Here is a 17,586-nt window from a genome sequence, read left to right on the forward strand (position 1 = left end):
CAACCACGCGGCCACGGAGGATGATCATGCAAATGACGACTGTGACGCTCGCAATGCTTCTTTGCTTCCAGCTCAAGCATTTCGTCGCAGACTATCTGCTCCAGCCGGGCTGGATCCGGCGAGGCAAGGGCGACATGCGCTGCTTCGGCGGCTACGCTCACGCGGGCCTGCATGCCTTCGGCTCGCTGCCGGCCTTCCTCATCGCGGGGCTCGAACCCGGTGCGATCCTCCTGCTCTGTGCCGCGGAATTCACGGTCCACTACGCGACCGACCATACCAAGGACGGGCTGTCGGGACGCAGCGGTGCCGGACCCGATTCGGCTGCATACTGGGCGCTGCATGGGGCAGACCAGTGCTTGCACCAACTCACCTATGTCGGCCTGGTCTTTGTTGCGCTCGCCTCGAAGAACGGGATCTGAGAGGTACCGCCAGGTGACATGCCTTCGACATCGGATACCAGGAAATCCGCTGCGTTCCGGAGATCGGCTCAGCCTGCGCGACGCTTGCGGCCGTAGAGCTCGAGCCTGTGATGGACGATGTCGTAACCGAGCGCTTTTGCGATCTCGTCCTGGAGCTGCTCGATCCTGTCCGATTTGAACTCGATCACGTCGCCGGTCTCGATATCGATCAGATGGTCGTGATGATCGCCGCCGGCCTGCTCGAAGCGAGAGGGGCCGCCTTCGAAGGCGTGGCGATGGATGGCACCCATGCCCTCCAGCAGCTTCATCGTGCGGTAGACCGTCGAGAGCGAGATGCTGCTGTCGAGGGCCGCCGCACACTGGAAAATCTCGAGCGCATCGGGGTGGCCGTCGGACTCGGTCAGGATGCCGAGGATGATGCGGCGGGGGCGCGTGATGCGTACGCCGGCGCGCCGCAGTTCCTTCTCGTAGTCGGGCTTGCGAGTCACTGTCGTCATGGCTGGATTATGCGCCAGATGACAACCAGTTGCAAAGAATGCCCTCCCCATGACGACCATTTCCACGCATTTTGCCGGACTTTGTTGCAAACGATTTGCAATTGCATTGACAGGCCGCAACGCAGCCTCTATCTCTTGGCGGCAACGGCGCGATCCGCGCCGGCCCTCACTTATGCCACAGGAGTGATCATGAAGGCGTTCCGTGCCGCCCTGGCCCTGCTATTCGCGTTTACCCTCGCGGCCTGCTCCGGCGAGGCGAGCAAGAGCGAGAAGCTGAAGGTGGTGACGACCTTCACCATCATCGCCGACATGGCGCGCAACGTCGCAGGCGACGCGGCCGACGTCGAATCCATCACCAAACCCAATGCCGAGATCCACAACTACCAGCCGACGCCGGGCGACCTTATCCGCGCGCAGGACGCCGGACTGATCCTGTGGAACGGACTGAACCTGGAGCAGTGGTTCCAGAAATTCTTCCAGAACCTCAAGGATGTGCCAGGCGTAGTCGTGTCCGAGGGCGTTCAGCCCATCGGCATTGCGGAGGGCCCCTATACGGGCAAGCCCAACCCGCATGCCTGGATGTCGCCCGAGGCGGCGCTCATCTATGTCGAGAACATCCGCAAGGCGCTCGTCGAGCACGACCCCGAGAACGCCGCGACCTACGACCGCAACGCGGCCGCCTATGCCGAGAAGATCAAGGCGACGGTGGAGCCGATCCGCGCCCGGCTGTCGGCGATCCCGGCCGAGCGGCGCTGGCTGGTGTCCAGCGAAGGCGCCTTCAGCTATCTCGCCCATGATTTCGGCCTGAAGGAGCTCTATCTGTGGCCCATCAACGCCGACCAGCAGGGCACGCCGCAGCAGGTACGCAAGGTGATCGACGTGGTGCGGGCCAACAACATCCCCGCCGTCTTCAGCGAAAGCACGATTTCGGCGGATCCGGCCAAGCAAGTGGCCCGGGAAACGGGCGCCAAATATGGCGGCGTGCTCTATGTTGATTCGCTGAGCGACGCCGACGGCCCGGTTCCGACCTATCTCGACCTGTTGCGCGTCACCACGGAAACCATCGCCAAGGGCTTGACGGAATGAACTCTCCCCCAGCCAGCGCCGGCAGCGCGCGAGCCAAGGCAGACGGCCTTTCGGTCGACGGCATCACCGTCACCTACCGCAACGGTCACACTGCTGTGCGCAACGCCAGCTTTTCCATTCCGCGCGGCTCCATCACCGCGCTCGTCGGCGTCAACGGCAGCGGCAAGTCCACCCTTTTCAAGTCGATCATGGGCTTCGTGCCGCTCGCCGCCGGCTCCGTCTCGATGTTCGGCGCCCCGGCGGCGACGGCGCTGAAGCGCAATGCCGTCGCCTATGTGCCGCAGGCCGAGGATGTCGACTGGAACTTCCCTGTCCTGGTCGAGGACGTCGTGATGATGGGCCGCTACGGCCATATGAATTTGCTGCGCATCCCGCGGGCGACAGATCGGGAGAAGGTCGACGCGGCGCTGGAGCGTGTCGGCATGAGCGCCTATCGCAAGCGGCAGATCGGCGAATTGTCGGGCGGCCAGAAGAAGCGCGTCTTCCTCGCCCGGGCGCTCGCCCAGGAAGGGCAAGTCATCCTTCTCGACGAGCCCTTCACCGGCGTCGACGTGCGCACCGAGGAGGCGATCATCGCATTGTTGCAGGCGCTGCGGGCGGAAGGCCGCATCATGCTCGTCTCGACCCACAATCTCGGCAGCGTGCCGCGCTTCTGCGATCGTGCCGTGCTGATCAACCGCACGGTCCTGGCGGCAGGTCCGACGAGCGAAGTCTTCACCCAGGCCAATCTGGAACAGGCCTTCGGCGGGGTCCTGCGCCAGTTCATCCTCGGCGGCGCCGAACTTCATGCCGATGCCGACACCAGGAAGGTCACCGTCCTGACCGACGACGAGCGGCCCTTCGTGATCTATGGCGACAATGGCGAAGGACAGAACGGAGGTCCGCGCAAATGATCGCCACTCTCATCGAGCCCTTCTCCTACGGCTACATGGTCAACGCCATGTGGGTCTCGGCGCTCGTCGGCGGCGTTTGCGCCTTCCTGTCCGCCTATCTGATGCTCAAGGGCTGGTCGCTGATCGGCGACGCGCTCTCGCACTCGATCGTGCCCGGCGTGGCCGGCGCCTATATGCTGGGCCTGCCCTTCGCCTTCGGCGCCTTCCTCTCCGGCGGCCTGGCGGCAGGTGCGATGCTCTTCCTCAACCAGCGGACCAAACTCAAGGAAGATGCCATCATCGGCCTGATCTTCACTTCCTTCTTCGGCCTCGGCCTGTTCATGGTGTCGCTGTCGCCGACCGCTGTGAACATCCAGACGATCGTGCTCGGCAACATCCTCGCCATCACGACCGAGGACACGGTCCAACTCGTCATCATCGCCGGCGTATCGCTGGCGGTCCTGCTCCTGCGCTGGCGCGACCTTATGGTGACCTTCTTCGACGAGAACCATGCCCGCTCCATCGGCCTCAATCCCGACCGGTTGAGGGTGCTGTTCTTCACCCTGCTCTCGGCCTGCACGGTGGCTGCCCTGCAGACGGTCGGCGCCTTCCTCGTGATCGCGATGGTCGTGACGCCGGGAGCGACCGCCTATCTCCTGACCGACCGGTTTCCGCGCCTGATCGCGGTGAGCGTGGCCATCGGCACGGCGACGAGCTTCGCCGGCGCCTATGCCAGCTATTTCCTCGACGGCGCCACGGGCGGCATCATCGTCGTCCTGCAGACGCTGATCTTCCTGGTCGTCTTCGCCTTTGCGCCCAAGCACGGCATGCTGGCAGCCCGTCGCAGGGCCCGGCAGGCGCTGCAGGAGGGCCTGTGATGGCGATCGATCCCACCCCGTTGCTGCGGGCTTGCAGGGGAGTTGCGTCATGAACGACACGCTTCTCCTGCCCTTCCAGTTCGGCTTCATGCAGCAGGCCTTCGTCATTGCGATCCTCGTCGCGGCCCCGATGGCGCTGCTCTCATGCTTCCTCGTTCTCAAGGGCTGGTCGCTGATGGGCGACGCCATCAGCCATGCCGTGCTGCCCGGCGTCGTGCTCGCCTATATCGTCGGCCTGCCGCTCGCAATCGGCGCCTTCGCGGCCGGCATGACCTGCGCGCTCACCACGGGTTTTCTCAAGGAGAACAGCCGGGTCAAGGAAGACACGGTCATGGGCATCGTCTTTTCCGGCATGTTCGGTCTCGGGCTGGTGCTCTACACCAAGATCCAGACCGAGGTTCATCTCGACCACATATTGTTCGGCGACATGCTGGGCGTGAGTTGGGGCGACGTGCTCGAAAGCGGCGTGATCGCCGCCTTCGTGCTCGGCTCGGTCGGCATCTTCCGGCGCGACCTTCTGCTGCATGCCTTCGATCCCCAGCACGCCCAGGCGATCGGCCTGCCGGTGCGGCTGCTCCACTACGGCCTGCTCGCGATCCTATCGCTGACGATCGTCGGCGCGCTGAAGGCCGTCGGCATCATCCTGGCGATTGCCATGCTGATCGGCCCCGGCGCGATCGCCTATCTGCTCACGACGCGTTTCGAACGCATGATGCTGATGTCGATCGCCGTCGCGGTCGTTGCGTCGTTCCTCGGGGTGTATCTGAGCTTCTTCATCGATTCGGCGCCCGCGCCGACCATCGTGCTCCTGATGAGCGCCGCCTTCGTGGCGGCCTTCATCCTGTCCCGCATCGGCAATGCCCGCCGGGAGCGGCAAGCGGCCGGATGATCCAAGAAAAAGCGCATTGAATCGTCCCGACCCCTATGGGATGAAAGATGAAGGAGACTACGCCGGACGGGGCTCGTTCGCGGATGGGAAACCTGAAAAAACCAGAGCCGCTGGAAGCGGCCCGCAAAGGGAGGAAAAGCATCGTCAATGTGCTCCCGCTCGCCCTGGTGCGTGCGCGGGAGAGCATCATGATGCCGTTCCGCAACCTGTTGCGCCGCCACGGCCTGACCGAGCCGCAGTTCCGCGTGTTGCGCACCGTCGACGAACTGGCCGACATCGAACTCACAGAACTGTCGCGGGTTACGGCGCTGCTGGTGCCGTCTCTCTCGCGGATCGTGCGCGAACTGGAACAGCGCGGTTACGTCGAGCGGGAGACCGATCCGCGCGACATGCGGTGCATGCAGGTCCGGCTGACGGAGCGAGGCCGGCGCCTGGTCCAACTGCTCACTCCCGATTGCGAGGTCATCTACGGGCAGATCAAGCGGGCCATGGGCCGCGAGAAACTCCATCAGTTGCAAAGTCTGCTGGAGGAACTCGAGACCAAGCTCGGCTATGTCGAATTCAAGTTCGACGACAGCGAGCCCGACGACGACGTTGTCTCCCTGGCGCCCCTGAAGCAGCGCGGACGACCGCGCAAGGGGTAGAGCGACACCGGTCGGGACGAAGATCATTGCTCCAAGCCGCAACAGCGGCTTCGGCCAGCGCCTTGCGGCATTGCCGAGCCCGACACTATATGCCGCCCAGCGACCAACTCCCGCACCTCGCCGGGGGGTAGGATCGCGATACCCGCCAGTGCATGCCAGCGACCGACGACGTCATGACCCTTGCCGACAAAGCCGACCCGAGGTTTCCGCGATGAGCGGATTGAGGCGTGTGGTGATCGCCGGCAGCGGCCATGGGGGCGTGGAGCTGGCAGCGGCGCTGCGCCAGCGTGGCTTCGAGGGCGCCGTGACCATCGTCGGCGACGAGCCCTTCCTGCCCTATCAGCGGCCGCCGCTCTCCAAGGAGTTCCTGAAGAAACCGGACGATACGGGCCTGCCGCTCAAGGGCGAGGCATTCTACGCCGAGAAGGACATTGCGCTGCGCCTCGGCATCCGCGCCGAGAGCATCGATCGCGCCAATCGCGAGCTGGTGCTGGCGGGTGGAGAGCGGCTTGCCTACGATCATCTGGCGCTTGCGACCGGCGCACGCAACCGGATTCCGCCGATCCCGGGCCTCGAACACCGTTCCATGCTCGAACTCAGGACACTGGCCGACGCCCGCGGCCTGAACGCCAAGCTCGGCGAGCTCCGCCATGTCACCGTCATCGGCGGCGGCTTCATCGGTCTCGAGGTCGCTGCCCTGTTGCGCGCCCGCGATATTGCCGTCGACGTGATCGAGGCGACGCCGAGGCTGATGGGCCGTGTCCTGTCCAGGCAGATGTCCGCCCATTTCCGTTTCTTCCACGAAGGGCTGGGCACAAGGCTGCATTTCGAGACGCTGGTGCGCGGCATCCAACGCTCGAAACACGGCCATGAGGTAGCGCTGTCGAGCGGCGAGACGCTGGAGACAAGCGCGCTCCTGGTGGCCGCGGGCGTCGTGCCCAACACCGAACTCGCCGCCGAAGCCGGACTCGCCGTGGACAACGGCATCGTCACCAGCGACCGCCTCCTGACATCAGATCCTGCGATCTCCGCCTTCGGCGACTGCGCCATCTATCCGAACGCCTTCACGGGCGGTCTGGCGCGGTTGGAATCGGTGCAGAACGCCGTCGACCAGGGCAAGCACATCGCTGCGCGCCTGACCGGAGAGGATGCCCCCTATCGCGCCGCCCCCTGGTTCTGGTCCAACCAGGGCACGCAGCGGCTGCAGATCGCCGGCATCGCCACCGGGGACGAGGAAGTGGTGACACGCGGCGACCCCGGCAGCGGAAAATTCTCGCTGTTCCTCTATCGCGGCGAGCAACTGGTCGCGGTGGAAAGCATCAACAGCGCGGCCGACCACATGGTGGCGCGGCGTCTCTTCGACAGGGGCCTGTCGGTGCCGAAGGTTATGGCGGCCGACCTCGCGGCGGATCTGAAGAGCCTGCTATGACAGACTGACTCACCGTCTCCTGCAACGTCGGCGCCGCCTCATCCGCCTGCCGGCACCTTCTCTCGCCGCTTGCGGCCAGGGCAAGCCCACATCGTGGAAGTACCCCTCATCCGACCTCGCCCTGGCGGGCGAGGCCACCTTCTCCCACAAGGGGAGAAGGGAAGGCTTCCGCAACGTCTCGGCCAATCACGGGCGCCGGTGATTTGCAGAGCCGGCTAAACCGGGCTCCGGCCTTCTCCCCTTGTGGGAAAAGGTGGCCTCGCGAAAGCGCGCTCGGATTAGGGTACCTTCGCGACGTGTGCGTACCCTGGCCGCGAGCGGGGAGAGTGTGACGCAGGCGGATACAAGAGGCCACGGGGCCGTCCGCTTCAAGCCCCCGCAACAAGCTGCGCCGCGCGTTCCGCGATCATCACGACGGGGGCGTGGGTGTTGCCCGAGACGATGGTCGGCATGACCGAGGCATCGGCGATGCGCAGGCCGGAGACGCCGCGCACCTTGAGCTCGGGGTCGACCACGGCCTTGGCGTCCCGGCCCATTTTTGCGGTGCCGACCGGATGGAAGATCGTGGTGGCGATGTCGCCGGCCGCGCGGACGAGTTCCTCAGGTGTATCGACCGCCGGGCCCGGCTTGAACTCGCGGGGATCGAAAGCCCCCATGCGGTTGGTGGCCATCAGCCGGCGCGCGGCCAGGATCGAATCGACCGCCGCCTCGCGATCCTCGCCCGTCGACAGGTAGTTCGGCGCGATGGCGGGATGCGCCTCCGGGTCCGGCGAGGCGATACGGACGTGGCCGCGCGATTGCGGCCGAAGATTGCAGACCGAGACGGTGATGGCCGGAAAGCTGTCGAGCGGCTCGCCGAAACGCTCCAGCGACAAGGGCTGGACGTGGAACTCGATGTTGGGCGTGGCAAAGCGCGGATTGGAGCGCATGAAGATGCCGAGCTGGCTCGGCGCCATCGACATCGGGCCGGAGCGCCACAGGGCATATTCGAGAGCGATGCCGGCCTTGCCCGCCAGCGTTGCCTGGCGCTCGTTCAACGTCCTGGCCCCCGATATGCGGAAGGCAGTCCGGATCTGGAGATGGTCCTGCAGGTTCTCGCCAACGCCGTCGAGCTCGTGGACGACTGGAATGCCGTGCTCCTGCAGGAGCCCTCCGGGCCCGACGCCGGAGAGCTGGAGGATCTGCGGCGTACCGATGGCGCCGGCTGCGAGCAGCAGCTCGCCTTCCACGCTGGCGCGGGCCGGCCGGCCGTCGAGCCTCAATTCCAGCCCGGTGGCGCGGTTCTGCGAGAAGACGATGCGTTCGGCAAGCGCGCCGGTCAGCACGCGCAGGTTCTTCCGGTGCCGCACCGGCTTCAGGAAAGCGCGCGCGGCGCTGAACCGGATGCCGGCCTTCTGGTTCACCTCGAAATAGGAAGATCCCTCATTGTCGCCGGAATTGAAGTCGTCGACCTTCGGCACACCGAGTTCCTCGGCCGCCTCGCGCACGGCGTCGAGGACCGGCCAGGAAAGACGCTGGCGCTCGACCCGCAACTCGCCGCCCTGGCCGTGGAACGGACCGGACAGCGCGTGATGGTCCTCGGACTTGAGGAACAGGGGCAACACGTCGTCCCAGCCCCATCCGGGGTTGCCGAGCTGGCGCCAGTGATCGTAGTCGGCCGCCTGGCCGCGCATATAGATCATGCCGTTGATCGACGAGCAGCCGCCCAGCACCTTGCCGCGCGGATAGGCGAGCGCCCGGCCGTTCAGCCCGGCCTCCGATGCCGTCCGATACCCCCAATCGGTGCGCGGATTGCCCATGCAATAGAGATAGCCGACCGGGATGTGGATCCAGTGGTAGTTGTCGGAGCCGCCGGCCTCGAGAAGCAGCACGCGCTTGCGTGGGTCGGCGCTCAGCCGGTTGGCGAGCACGCAGCCGCCGGAACCCGCCCCGACGACGACATAGTCGTAACTGCCAAGATCAAGCCTGCCGGTCACGATGCTGAAGTCTCCCGCCTGTAGCGCTGCCATCGGGCCGGCATCGTTTCGGCAAGCTCGCAATGAAGCCGGTAGCGGGCATCCGCCAGGCGAGCCGCGCCCGGGTTCGGAGCGTAGCTGCGGCTGATACGGACCATGCGGCCGATGCCATGCTCTATATCGGGGAAAAGGCCACCGGCCACGCCGGCGACCACGGCAGCGCCGAGCGCGCCCGTCTCGCTGCAGTCGGCGACAGTGACCGGCACGCCGATGATGTCGGCGAACATCCGGCACCAGACCTCGCTACGCGACCCACCGCCCGACAGCGATGCCGTGTCGAAGGTCGCGCCCGCAGCCCTCAGCCTGTCGATATGCCGGCGATGTTCGAACACGACACCCTCATAGAGCGCATAGAGCAGTTCCGCCTTGCCGTGCCACCCTGCGAGGCCGAGAAAGGCCCCGCGCGCGTCCGGCTGCGTCGCCGAACCGTAGAGGAAAGGCTGGAAAAGCGGAAGATCAGGGCCGGGGCGTACCGATGCGACCAAGGCGTTGCAGGCCTCGAAGGCGTCGGCGTCATGGGCGCCGGAGATCTCGCGCACGAACCATTCGAGGTTGACGGCCGACGTCGCGCTGGATTCGATCGATACGTAGCGGTCCGGTCGCCAGGTCGAGGCGTGGAAGATGCGATCGTCGACGAGGGGGCGTTCGAGCACGACCTGGTTGATGCTCCAGGTGCCCGCCACGATCGCCGCTTCGCCGACGGCGTGGGAGCCGGCGCCGATCATGCTCGCGACGACGTCGAAAAGCCCGCCCGCGACCGGCGTGCCCTCGGCAAGGCCGGTCGTGGCCGCGGCTTCGGCGCTTACCTTGCCGGCGACCGCGTCGGACTCGACCAGCGGCGGCAGGAGCCGCATGGCATCGGCCAGGCCATAAGCTTCGAGCAGCTCCGTATCATAGCCGCGCTCGGGCAACCGCAGCAGGCCGCAGCCGGTTATGTCGGAATAGTCGGAAACCTTGTTGCCTGTGAGCATGAAGGTCATGGCGTCCTTGCACAGGAAGACCGTGCCCGCACGCTCGTAGAGTTCGGGTCGATGGAGCCTGACCCAGGCGAGCAAGGTCGCGGTCTGCGCCGGCCACGGCTTCTGCAGGCAGAGCGGATAAAGCCGGTCGCCCAGCTCCCCGCCACGCATTTCGGCCGCCAAATCGACGGCGCGGGTGTCGAGCGACTGGATGCCGATCAGCGGGCGATCGTCGCGATCGAGCATATAGAGGCCGTTGCCGTGGCCGGCCGTGCCGATCGCCGCGACGTCGTGCCCGGTGACCCCGGACTGGCGCAGGCAGTCGGCGATCACCTCGGCGGCGTTGCGCCAGAACTCGGCGATGTCGCGCTCGACATGCCCGGGCTGCGGGCGGTTTGAGCGGCCGTCGCGCGCCGAGGCGGCCAGCACATTGCCGTCGAGGTCGAACAGCACCGCCTTGACGACGGTATTGCCGGCATCGATGCCGAGAAGATAGCGGCTCATGCCGCGCTCTCCTGTTTGCAGGCCCGGATGCTGGCGCATCCGGGCGACCTCAGTCGCCGGCGCGGACCATCCGGGCCGTTTAGAGCGCCGCGCGTCCATATGGACGCGCAAGGACGCTCTAAGACTTTCGGTCGACGCATCGTGCTTTCCGAAAATCGAACACGATTTTCGGGCCGATGCGGTTGCTTTCGCGCCAACAGGCGCGGCGCGCAGTCGCGCGCTCCAGCGCCCGATTTCATCGACCGCTGGCCTCGTAGATCCGCCACGCCTCGGCATCGTCGACGCCGTCATGGATCATCGCCATCAATGCCTTGACCACGCGGGCGGGATTGTCGTGCTGATAGATGTTGCGCCCGTAGACCATGCCGTGCGCGCCCTGCCGCATCAATGCGTAGGAATTGGCGAACACCTGGCGCAGGTCGGCCTTGCCGCCGCCGCGCACGAGAACGGGGCAGCGCGCAGCCTGGACCACGCGGTGGAAATCGGCAGGGTCGGAGGTCGGATCGGCCTTGACGATATCGGCGCCAAGTTCGCGGGCGAGCCGAACCAGGGTCACGATCTTCTCGGCATCGCCGTCGACGAGATAGCCGCCGCGCTCGCTGTTGGGCTGCATGACCAGAGGTTCGATCATCAGCGGCATGCCGAATTTCTCGCAATCCTGTCCAACACGCGCGATGTTCTCGACGCATTGCTTGAAGAGGCCGGGCTCGTCGGGCAGCATGAACAGGTTGACCACCACGCAGGCCGCGTCCATGCGCAATGCCGGCGCGATGGGGTCGCTCGCATTCTGCAGCACAGCCCACATGTCGCGGTGCCTGAAACGGTTGTACGGGTTGCCCATATCGAGCCGCATCACCAGAGCCGGCTTCTCCCTACCGGGCAGGTTCTGCAACAGATCGGACTGGCCGTAGTTCATCTGGATCGCGTCCGGGCCGGCGGCTGCCAGCAAGGCAACGACCTTCTCCATATCCTCCAACCCGTCCATGAAGGACGGCTCGTTGCAGACGCCATGGTCTATCGCGACATCAAGACACCTGCCGTTGCCGAACAGGCGGTTCATGCGGACTTTCTTGCTTTGATACATGGGTCTCCTCCGGATGGTTGGTGCGCCGCGCAAGTATCGCGGCGTCGAGGCTGTTCACGGATTCGAGATGCTCGAGCAACGACGCGACCTCGCGCTCGATCCGGTCGGCATCCCATTGCAGCAAGGCGCCCGATATGGAAGCCAGTTCGTGCAGCGCATCGAGCGAAAGCTCCCCCGTGAAGGCGATCGCCATGCGGCGCAGAACCAGATCGGCCAGCGTGGCGACATGCTCCTCCTCGGCCAGCCATTCGATCTCCTGGCGGCTGAAGGACGGCAGGGAAACGAGCGGCTGGTCCCGCGCCGCGTCGAGCCGGGCGAGCAGGCCGGCGGCGCGGGTGCCGTAGCGCGACAGGAGCAGCGCCACCCGGCTTTCGGCGAGGCCTCTGTCGGAAGCGTGGGTGCGCACCCATTCCGCCCTTGCCGATGGGTCGCGGGGAAAACCGTCTCCGCCGCCGATCGGCATCGCCTCCGTCGAGACGGTGCGGCCGAGCCCGAGACGCGACAGGACGAGGTCGGCGGCCTCGGCACCGAAGGCGCGGAAGGTCGTCCATTTGCCGCCGACGAGATTGAGTACCGGCACGGCGCCCTCGGGCCGCAGCCATTCGCACCGATGGTCCCTGGAGATCTCGGCATTGACGCCTGCCGTGCTGGACGGCAGCGGACGCACGCCGGCGAAACGGAAGACGATCTCCTCCCGATCGATCCGGATGCCGGGAAAGACCTCACGGATGGAGCCCAGAATATAGTCCACCTCCTCCGGCTCGCAGCGCACGCCTTCCGGCGTCTCGACGCTGATATCGGTGGAGCCCGCAAGCACATTGCCGAGATGGGCGAAGAGGATGCAGACGCGGCCGTCGTGGTTGACGAAATAGACCATCCTGTCGCCGAGCGCGGCCAGCAGCTCGGCATTCTCGATCACCAGATGCGAGCCCTTGGTGCCGCCGATCAACCGCGGAGCACCCGAGGAGATCTTGCCGTTGGTGATATCGACCCAGGCGCCCGTCGCGTTGACGACGACGCCGGGAGCGATGACGAAGCGCTCGCCGGTCAACCGATCCGACAGCAGGGCTCTGCCATCCTCGATCCCGTCGAAACCGAGGTGATTGAGCGCCAGGGCTTCGGGGCAACGCTGTTCGACATCCAATATCATCTCCACCCCCAGCCTTTCGGCATAGCTGATCCGGGCGTCATGATAGAGTGCGGCGCAGGCAATGCCGGCGGCGAGATCGGGCACCTCGGCGCGCATGGCGCGTCGCCCGAAAAATCGATGGCGCGGCATGCCGGCCTGGCGGCCCGAATAGAGATCGTAGAGCGTCAGGCCGAGCTTGACGATCAGCGAGCCGCGCGCGCCTGATGGCGCCTTGCCGCCGAAGAACCGTTTCACGGCCGGAACGATGCCCGACAAATGATCGCCGAGCGGGATGAGCGTCGGCAGCGGCGACACATAGTGCGGCGCGTTGCACAGCAGCCGGTTGCGCTCGAGCAACGATTCCTTCACCAGCCCGAATTCGCCGTTCTCCATATAGCGCAGCCCGCCATGGATCATGCGGGACGGAGCGGCGCTCGCACCGCTCATGAAATCCCTGTTCTCGACGAGCAGCACGTCGATGCCCTGCAGGGCCAGTTCGCGATAGGTGCTGATACCGTTGACGCCGCCGCCCACGACGAGGACGGCGACCGCCGGTTTGCGGCGCAGCTTCTCCAGCCTGCGGGCGCGTGTCTGGCTCATGAGTGGGGCTCTGTTTCAGGCGCCGATGCCGGCAAGGTGAGCGGCGATCGCCTGGTCGATCTCGGCCAGTTCGCTATCCGAGAGCGAGAGTGTCCCGGCTCGGGCGTTCTCCGTCGCCTGGCCAGGATTGCGTGCGCCGCACAGGGCATAGGTGATGCCGGGCTGTGCGATCGTCCAGGCGATCACCACCTGCGCCGGTGTGGCCTGCCTGGCCGCGGCGAGCGGCTCGATCGCGGCGATGAAGGCGGCGACGCGCTCCAGATTCTCCGGCGCGAAGCGGGGATTGTCGTTGCGCTGGTCGTCGCCGGAAAAGACCCGACCGGGCGCGATCCTGCCGGACAGCAGCCCGAGCGCCAGCGACGAATAGCTGAGCGTCGCGATGCCGTGGCGCCGGCATATCGGCAGCAATGTCGCTTCGATCTCGCGGTCGAGCATGCTGTAGCGTTCCTGTATCGCGTCGACCGGCCCGGCGGCGACGTAGGCCTCCAGTTCGTCCGGGCTGACATTGCTGACGCCGGTCGCGCGGATCTTGCCCTGCTGCTTGAGGTCGAGCAGCGCGTCCATTGTTTCGGAGACGGAGGTCGTCGGGTCCTGCCAATGGGTGATGTAGAGGTCGATGTAGTCGGTGCGCAGCCGCTTCAGACTCTGCTCGACCTCGAAGAAGATCGATTCCCGACCGAGATAACGATGGACACGCTGCCCGTGCTCGTCGAAGAAATGGTTGCCCTTGTCGGTGTGCCAGACCAGCCCGCATTTGGTGGCCAGCACCACTTCGTCGCGCCTGCCTGATATCGCCTCGCCGACCAGTTCTTCCGACTTCCCGAGACCATAGGCCGGCGCGGTGTCGATCAAGGAGACACCCTGGTCGATCGACGCGCGGATGGCCGCGACCGCTTCGGCCTCGTCGGTGCCGCCCCACATCCAGCCGCCCATGGCCCAGGTGCCGAGCCCGATGACGCCGGCATCGATCCGGGAATTGCCCATGGGGCGGACGGGCATCAGATTGACCATCGATCTATCCTTTCAGGCTTTCGAGCACGCGCGTGCCCGTTCTTTCGTCTGTCGCCAGCACGTCGAGGAACCCGCCGCGCAGCACGCTGGCGATTGGTTCGACCTTGCGCGCGCCGGCCGAGATGCCGATCGACAGGGGGATCGAACGGAACTCGTCGAGCGTCAGCCCGACGACGCGCTGGTTGAGGCCGTAGTCGCTCAAGGCCCCGTCCGCGCCGATGAGATGGGCGACGAGTTCGCCGGCGGCGCCGCTGCGCGCCAGGCCATCGGGGTCGGCCGGCGCCGAGGGCCCCAGGCTGAAATAGGTGGATTTTTCCGACAGGACGGAGCCGATGCCGACCAGGGCGATTGCCGCGTCGCGCGCCCGCGCCAGAACCTCGCGCACCGACTGGAGGGAGAGCAGCACGTCGCGCTCCTCCCGCGACGCGGCGAAGATCGGGGCGTGGATCTGGAACGCTTTGCCCTGGAGCTTCGACGCGAACTGTGCGGCCACATGATTGACGTCGATGAAATGCTTGCCCTGTACGCCGCCTGTCGCCGGCACCACGGTCACATCATAGGCACGCGACGGGGCGAGCGCCTCGACCACGGCACTGACGCCGAGGCCGCCGGAAACGCAGATCGTGTCGCCGTCCTTCAGCGTGGCGAGCAGATAGTCGGCGACCGACTTGCCGACGGCGCGCAGATTGACCTCCTCCTGCTCGCTCGCCGAAGGTACGACCAGGGCCTCGCGCAGCGATCCGGCCTCGACCAGCCGCTTCTCGAGATCGAAGAGCGACTGGAACGGCGACTTCACCGTGATCTCGACGAAACCACGCTCATGGCCTTCCTTGACCAGGCGATTCACGGTCGGATGTGAAAGCCCGGTCTTCCTGGCGATCTCCGCCTGGCTGAGGCCCTCCACGTAGTGCATGACCAGCACCCTGTGGATCTTGCGGATCCGCTCGTAGTCGTCGATCTGGCTGAGCGCGGCCATCCCTCAGGCTCCTGTTTACTTGCCGCCACGGCCCCTGGCCGCGGCCTTGCGCTTGTGAAGGACGTGATCAAACGACACCGCGCCAAGCAGGATCAAGCCCCGGATCGTGTCCTGCCAGTAGGGAGAGACGTCGAGCAGGATCAGCGAGCTCGACACGACGGAGAGCAGCGCGATGCCGAGGATGGCGCCGAGGATGCTGCCCGAGCCGCCGTTCAGGCTGGCGCCGCCGATGACGGCGGCAGCGATGATGTTGAGCTCCATGCCCATGCCGAAGGTCGGCGTGGCGGCGCCGAAACGGGCCATGTAGATGACGCCAGCCACTCCCGCCAGCGTCGAGCAGAGAACGATGCAGAGGGCCTTCACCCGCTGCGTGCGGATGCCGGAATAGGCGGCGGCGCGTTCATTGGAGCCTGTGTAGAAGACGCGGCGGAACAGCGTCGCCTTGCGCAACAAGAGATCGAACGCCGCCACCACGACCACGAAGATGATGATGACGAAGGGAATGCCGTAAAGCGTGCCCTGTCCGATGAACTTGAAGCTCGGCGGCAAAGAGAACAGCGACAGCGGCGTGCCGCCTGTTATGGCCAGGCACAGGCCCCGCACGATGACCATGAAGGCCAGCGATACGATGAAGGAATGCAGCCCGATCCGCGTCACGCACAGCGCCATCAGTACGCCGATGCCGGCCGAGGCGGCAATGGCGATCAGGCTGGCCGACCAGGGGTCGAGGCCGAGCAGGAAGAAATAGCCGCCGATCACCATGGCGAAGCAGACAACCGAGCCGACCGAGAGGTCGATCGCCCCGACGATCAGCAGCACCGTCATGCCGACCACGACGATGCCCTCGATCGAGAAGGACAGGAGCATGGCCCGGAAATTCGTCCAGGTCAGGAAGTAGGGCGAAGCGAAGCTCATCACCACGCAGAGCGCGAGGATGATGAGAAGGAGGCCGAACTCGCGCATGTTGCCGAGGCCTCGAAGCCAGCCTCCGGACAATGCTTCGGCCGCGGGCTTGCCGGCGTTGCGTGCAGTCGTTTCGTTCACGGCGCTCATATCCTCCTCCCAGGAAATGGGGCGAGTCCCGAAGCGAGCCCGAGGATGTTCTCCTCGGTCATGTCCTCTCCGGCGACTTCGCCGACGAGCCTGCCCTCGCGAATGACGACCACCCGGTCGCAGAGGCCGATCAGCTCGGGCAGCTCGGACGAGATGGCGACGATGCCGGTACCCTTGGCCGCCAGATCGCGCAGGATGCGGTGGATGTCGGCCTTGGCGCCGACATCGACGCCGCGCGTCGGCTCGTCGAGCAGGATGACCCGCGGCGCGACCGAAAGCATCTTGGCGATCGCCACCTTCTGCTGGTTGCCGCCGCTCAGGCTGGACACGGCGGCGTCGAGGCCGCTGCGCTTCAGCCGCAGCGAATCGGCAAGGCCTCCCGCCTGCCGCAGTTCGGCGGCCCGGTCGATGAAACCGTAGGCAGTGGAGACCTGATCGACATCGAGCGCTGAGACGTTGGCCGCGATCGGCAGATCGAGGAAGAGGCCCGTGCCCTTGCGGTCCTCGGACAGATAGACGATGCCGTTGGCGATGCTCTCGTGATAGCCGTCAGGGGTGACGTCGTCGCCGTCGAGCAGGACACGCCCGGATGTCCGCGGACCCAGGCCGCAGATACCAAGCGCGATCTCCGTGCGGCCGGCGCCGATCAGGCCGGCGACGCCGAGGATTTCGCCACGCCGCAGCGCGAAGCTCACCTCGTGGAAACGCTGCCCGTCGCCCAGGCCTTCGACCGACATCAGCACCCCGGCTTCGGCGCTTCCGGGATTCTTGGCGGGATAGAGCGCGTCGAGATGGCGGCCGACCATGCGCGCCACGACCGTCTGAGGCGTCATGTCGGCGATCTCTTCCGTGCAGACGAAACGGCCGTCGCGCAACACCGTGACGCGGTCGCAATGGGCGAAGATCTCGGCCATGCGATGGCTGATATAGATGATGCTGATGCCTTGCCGCTTGAGCCCCGCCATGATGGCGAAGAGCTTTGCGGCCTCGCGTTCGGTGAGTGCTGCGGTAGGCTCGTCTAGGATCAGTATGCTGCAGTCGAGCGTCAGCGCCTTGGCGATCTCGACGATCTGCTGCTCCGAGATCGACAGGTCGCCTACGAGAAGGTCGGGATCGATGTCGCCCAGCGTGGCGAGCACGGCGCGCGCCTTGTCGCGAATCTCGGCGAAATTCATGAACAAGGCGCGACGCCGGTTGGTGGCGGCCATGAAGATGTTCTCGGACACCGAGATGTCGCCGCACAGAGCGATCTCCTGATGGACGAAGCCTATGCCGAGCGCCTGGGCGCGCTCGGGCGAGGAGATGACGACCTTGACGCCACCGAGCAGGATGTCGCCGCGATCGGGCCGCACGATCCCGTCGATGATGTTCATCAGCGTGGATTTGCCGGCGCCGTTCTCGCCGGCAATGGCATGGACCTCGCCCTTGCGCAGCGAAAAGCTGACGTCGCTGAGGGCCTGGATCGCGCCATAGGCCTTGCTCACGCCCCTGACCTCCAGGGAAAGCGCTTCCTGCATCGAACTTCACCGATCTAGAGGTGT

Annotated in this window: 16 protein-coding genes; 7 read left to right on the forward strand and 9 right to left on the reverse strand. The window is 65.9% G+C overall.

Annotation, left to right across the window (positions count from 1 at the left end; genetic code table 11):
* Nucleotides 1-26: 26 nt before the first annotated feature.
* Nucleotides 27-419: a DUF3307 domain-containing protein gene (locus tag JN280_RS03175; RefSeq protein WP_202310076.1), complete on the forward strand. Its 393-nt coding sequence runs from the start codon at nucleotides 27-29 to the stop codon at nucleotides 417-419.
* Between the two features lie 68 nt (nucleotides 420-487).
* Here the strand turns inward: JN280_RS03175 and JN280_RS03180 are convergent, their stop codons facing one another.
* Complete coding sequence (locus tag JN280_RS03180; RefSeq protein ID WP_202310077.1) at nucleotides 488-916, reverse strand: Fur family transcriptional regulator; 429 nt, start codon at nucleotides 914-916, stop codon at nucleotides 488-490.
* 189 nt (nucleotides 917-1,105) lie between these two features.
* Between JN280_RS03180 and JN280_RS03185 the strand changes: the two genes are divergently transcribed.
* The 6 genes from JN280_RS03185 to JN280_RS03210 all read left to right on the forward strand — a co-directional run bounded on the left by JN280_RS03185 (nucleotide 1,106) and on the right by JN280_RS03210 (nucleotide 6,714).
* Nucleotides 1,106-2,002, forward strand: coding sequence for a metal ABC transporter substrate-binding protein (locus JN280_RS03185; protein WP_202310078.1), 897 nt, complete (start codon nucleotides 1,106-1,108; stop codon nucleotides 2,000-2,002).
* Nucleotides 1,999-2,895 carry a manganese/iron ABC transporter ATP-binding protein gene (locus JN280_RS03190; RefSeq protein ID WP_202310079.1) on the forward strand — a complete coding sequence of 299 codons (897 nt, stop codon included), beginning with the start codon at nucleotides 1,999-2,001 and terminating at the stop codon, nucleotides 2,893-2,895. Before JN280_RS03185 ends, JN280_RS03190 begins: the two co-directional genes overlap by 4 nt.
* Nucleotides 2,892-3,752: a metal ABC transporter permease gene (locus JN280_RS03195; protein ID WP_202310080.1), complete on the forward strand. Its 861-nt coding sequence runs from the start codon at nucleotides 2,892-2,894 to the stop codon at nucleotides 3,750-3,752. Before JN280_RS03190 ends, JN280_RS03195 begins: the two co-directional genes overlap by 4 nt.
* A 49-nt stretch (nucleotides 3,753-3,801) precedes the next feature.
* On the forward strand, nucleotides 3,802-4,641 hold the full coding sequence (locus JN280_RS03200; protein ID WP_202310081.1) for a metal ABC transporter permease: 840 nt from the start codon (nucleotides 3,802-3,804) through the stop codon (nucleotides 4,639-4,641).
* A gap of 47 nt (nucleotides 4,642-4,688) precedes the next feature.
* A complete protein-coding gene (hpaR, locus tag JN280_RS03205) occupies nucleotides 4,689-5,285 on the forward strand; it encodes a homoprotocatechuate degradation operon regulator HpaR (protein ID WP_202310082.1) in 597 nt (198 codons plus the stop codon).
* Between the two features lie 211 nt (nucleotides 5,286-5,496).
* Nucleotides 5,497-6,714 (forward strand): NAD(P)/FAD-dependent oxidoreductase, encoded by a 1,218-nt coding sequence (locus JN280_RS03210; RefSeq protein WP_202310083.1) that lies wholly within the window; start codon nucleotides 5,497-5,499, stop codon nucleotides 6,712-6,714.
* Nucleotides 6,715-7,082: 368 nt separating this feature from the next.
* Here JN280_RS03210 and JN280_RS03215 read toward each other — a convergent pair whose 3' ends face one another.
* From JN280_RS03215 to JN280_RS03250, 8 genes are all read right to left on the reverse strand, one after another.
* Nucleotides 7,083-8,723 (reverse strand): GMC family oxidoreductase, encoded by a 1,641-nt coding sequence (locus tag JN280_RS03215; RefSeq protein ID WP_202310084.1) that lies wholly within the window; start codon nucleotides 8,721-8,723, stop codon nucleotides 7,083-7,085.
* Nucleotides 8,687-10,192: an FGGY-family carbohydrate kinase gene (locus tag JN280_RS03220; RefSeq protein ID WP_202310085.1), complete on the reverse strand. Its 1,506-nt coding sequence runs from the start codon at nucleotides 10,190-10,192 to the stop codon at nucleotides 8,687-8,689. Before JN280_RS03220 ends, JN280_RS03215 begins: the two co-directional genes overlap by 37 nt.
* Nucleotides 10,193-10,427: 235 nt before the next feature.
* Nucleotides 10,428-11,276: a class I fructose-bisphosphate aldolase gene (locus JN280_RS03225; protein ID WP_202310086.1), complete on the reverse strand. Its 849-nt coding sequence runs from the start codon at nucleotides 11,274-11,276 to the stop codon at nucleotides 10,428-10,430.
* On the reverse strand, nucleotides 11,218-13,005 hold the full coding sequence (locus JN280_RS03230) for a glycerol-3-phosphate dehydrogenase/oxidase (RefSeq protein ID WP_202310087.1): 1,788 nt from the start codon (nucleotides 13,003-13,005) through the stop codon (nucleotides 11,218-11,220). The genes JN280_RS03225 and JN280_RS03230 overlap by 59 nt, the downstream gene beginning before the upstream one ends.
* A gap of 15 nt (nucleotides 13,006-13,020) precedes the next feature.
* Entirely contained in the window at nucleotides 13,021-14,016 is a 996-nt protein-coding gene (locus JN280_RS03235; protein WP_202310088.1) for an aldo/keto reductase, read from the reverse strand.
* A 4-nt stretch (nucleotides 14,017-14,020) separates the two neighbouring features.
* A complete protein-coding gene (locus tag JN280_RS03240) occupies nucleotides 14,021-14,992 on the reverse strand; it encodes a sugar-binding transcriptional regulator (RefSeq protein ID WP_202310089.1) in 972 nt (323 codons plus the stop codon).
* A gap of 15 nt (nucleotides 14,993-15,007) precedes the next feature.
* Entirely contained in the window at nucleotides 15,008-16,045 is a 1,038-nt protein-coding gene (locus tag JN280_RS03245) for an ABC transporter permease (protein ID WP_244742868.1), read from the reverse strand.
* Nucleotides 16,042-17,562: a sugar ABC transporter ATP-binding protein gene (locus JN280_RS03250; protein WP_202310090.1), complete on the reverse strand. Its 1,521-nt coding sequence runs from the start codon at nucleotides 17,560-17,562 to the stop codon at nucleotides 16,042-16,044. The genes JN280_RS03245 and JN280_RS03250 overlap by 4 nt, the downstream gene beginning before the upstream one ends.
* Between the last annotated feature and the right edge of the window lie 24 nt (nucleotides 17,563-17,586).

Origin of the sequence: Mesorhizobium sp. L-8-10 (assembly GCF_016756635.1) — a bacterium.
Taxonomy (GTDB): domain Bacteria; phylum Pseudomonadota; class Alphaproteobacteria; order Rhizobiales; family Rhizobiaceae.

Bases quoted from the DNA above. Each gene is read 5' to 3' on its own strand.
- JN280_RS03215 (WP_202310084.1), bottom strand. From the start codon at position 8,723: ATGGCAGCGCTACAGGCGGGAGACTTCAGCATCGTGACCGGCAGGCTT.
- JN280_RS03235 (WP_202310088.1), bottom strand. From the start codon at position 14,016: ATGGTCAATCTGATGCCCGTCCGCCCCATGGGCAATTCCCGGATCGAT.
- JN280_RS03250 (WP_202310090.1), bottom strand. From the start codon at position 17,562: ATGCAGGAAGCGCTTTCCCTGGAGGTCAGGGGCGTGAGCAAGGCCTAT.
- JN280_RS03175 (WP_202310076.1), top strand. From the start codon at position 27: ATGCAAATGACGACTGTGACGCTCGCAATGCTTCTTTGCTTCCAGCTC.
- JN280_RS03245 (WP_244742868.1), bottom strand. From the start codon at position 16,045: ATGAGCGCCGTGAACGAAACGACTGCACGCAACGCCGGCAAGCCCGCG.
- JN280_RS03190 (WP_202310079.1), top strand. From the start codon at position 1,999: ATGAACTCTCCCCCAGCCAGCGCCGGCAGCGCGCGAGCCAAGGCAGAC.
- JN280_RS03195 (WP_202310080.1), top strand. From the start codon at position 2,892: ATGATCGCCACTCTCATCGAGCCCTTCTCCTACGGCTACATGGTCAAC.
- JN280_RS03230 (WP_202310087.1), bottom strand. From the start codon at position 13,005: ATGAGCCAGACACGCGCCCGCAGGCTGGAGAAGCTGCGCCGCAAACCG.
- JN280_RS03240 (WP_202310089.1), bottom strand. From the start codon at position 14,992: ATGGCCGCGCTCAGCCAGATCGACGACTACGAGCGGATCCGCAAGATC.
- hpaR (WP_202310082.1), top strand. From the start codon at position 4,689: ATGAAGGAGACTACGCCGGACGGGGCTCGTTCGCGGATGGGAAACCTG.
- JN280_RS03210 (WP_202310083.1), top strand. From the start codon at position 5,497: ATGAGCGGATTGAGGCGTGTGGTGATCGCCGGCAGCGGCCATGGGGGC.
- JN280_RS03225 (WP_202310086.1), bottom strand. From the start codon at position 11,276: ATGTATCAAAGCAAGAAAGTCCGCATGAACCGCCTGTTCGGCAACGGC.
- JN280_RS03185 (WP_202310078.1), top strand. From the start codon at position 1,106: ATGAAGGCGTTCCGTGCCGCCCTGGCCCTGCTATTCGCGTTTACCCTC.
- JN280_RS03180 (WP_202310077.1), bottom strand. From the start codon at position 916: ATGACGACAGTGACTCGCAAGCCCGACTACGAGAAGGAACTGCGGCGC.
- JN280_RS03220 (WP_202310085.1), bottom strand. From the start codon at position 10,192: ATGAGCCGCTATCTTCTCGGCATCGATGCCGGCAATACCGTCGTCAAG.
- JN280_RS03200 (WP_202310081.1), top strand. From the start codon at position 3,802: ATGAACGACACGCTTCTCCTGCCCTTCCAGTTCGGCTTCATGCAGCAG.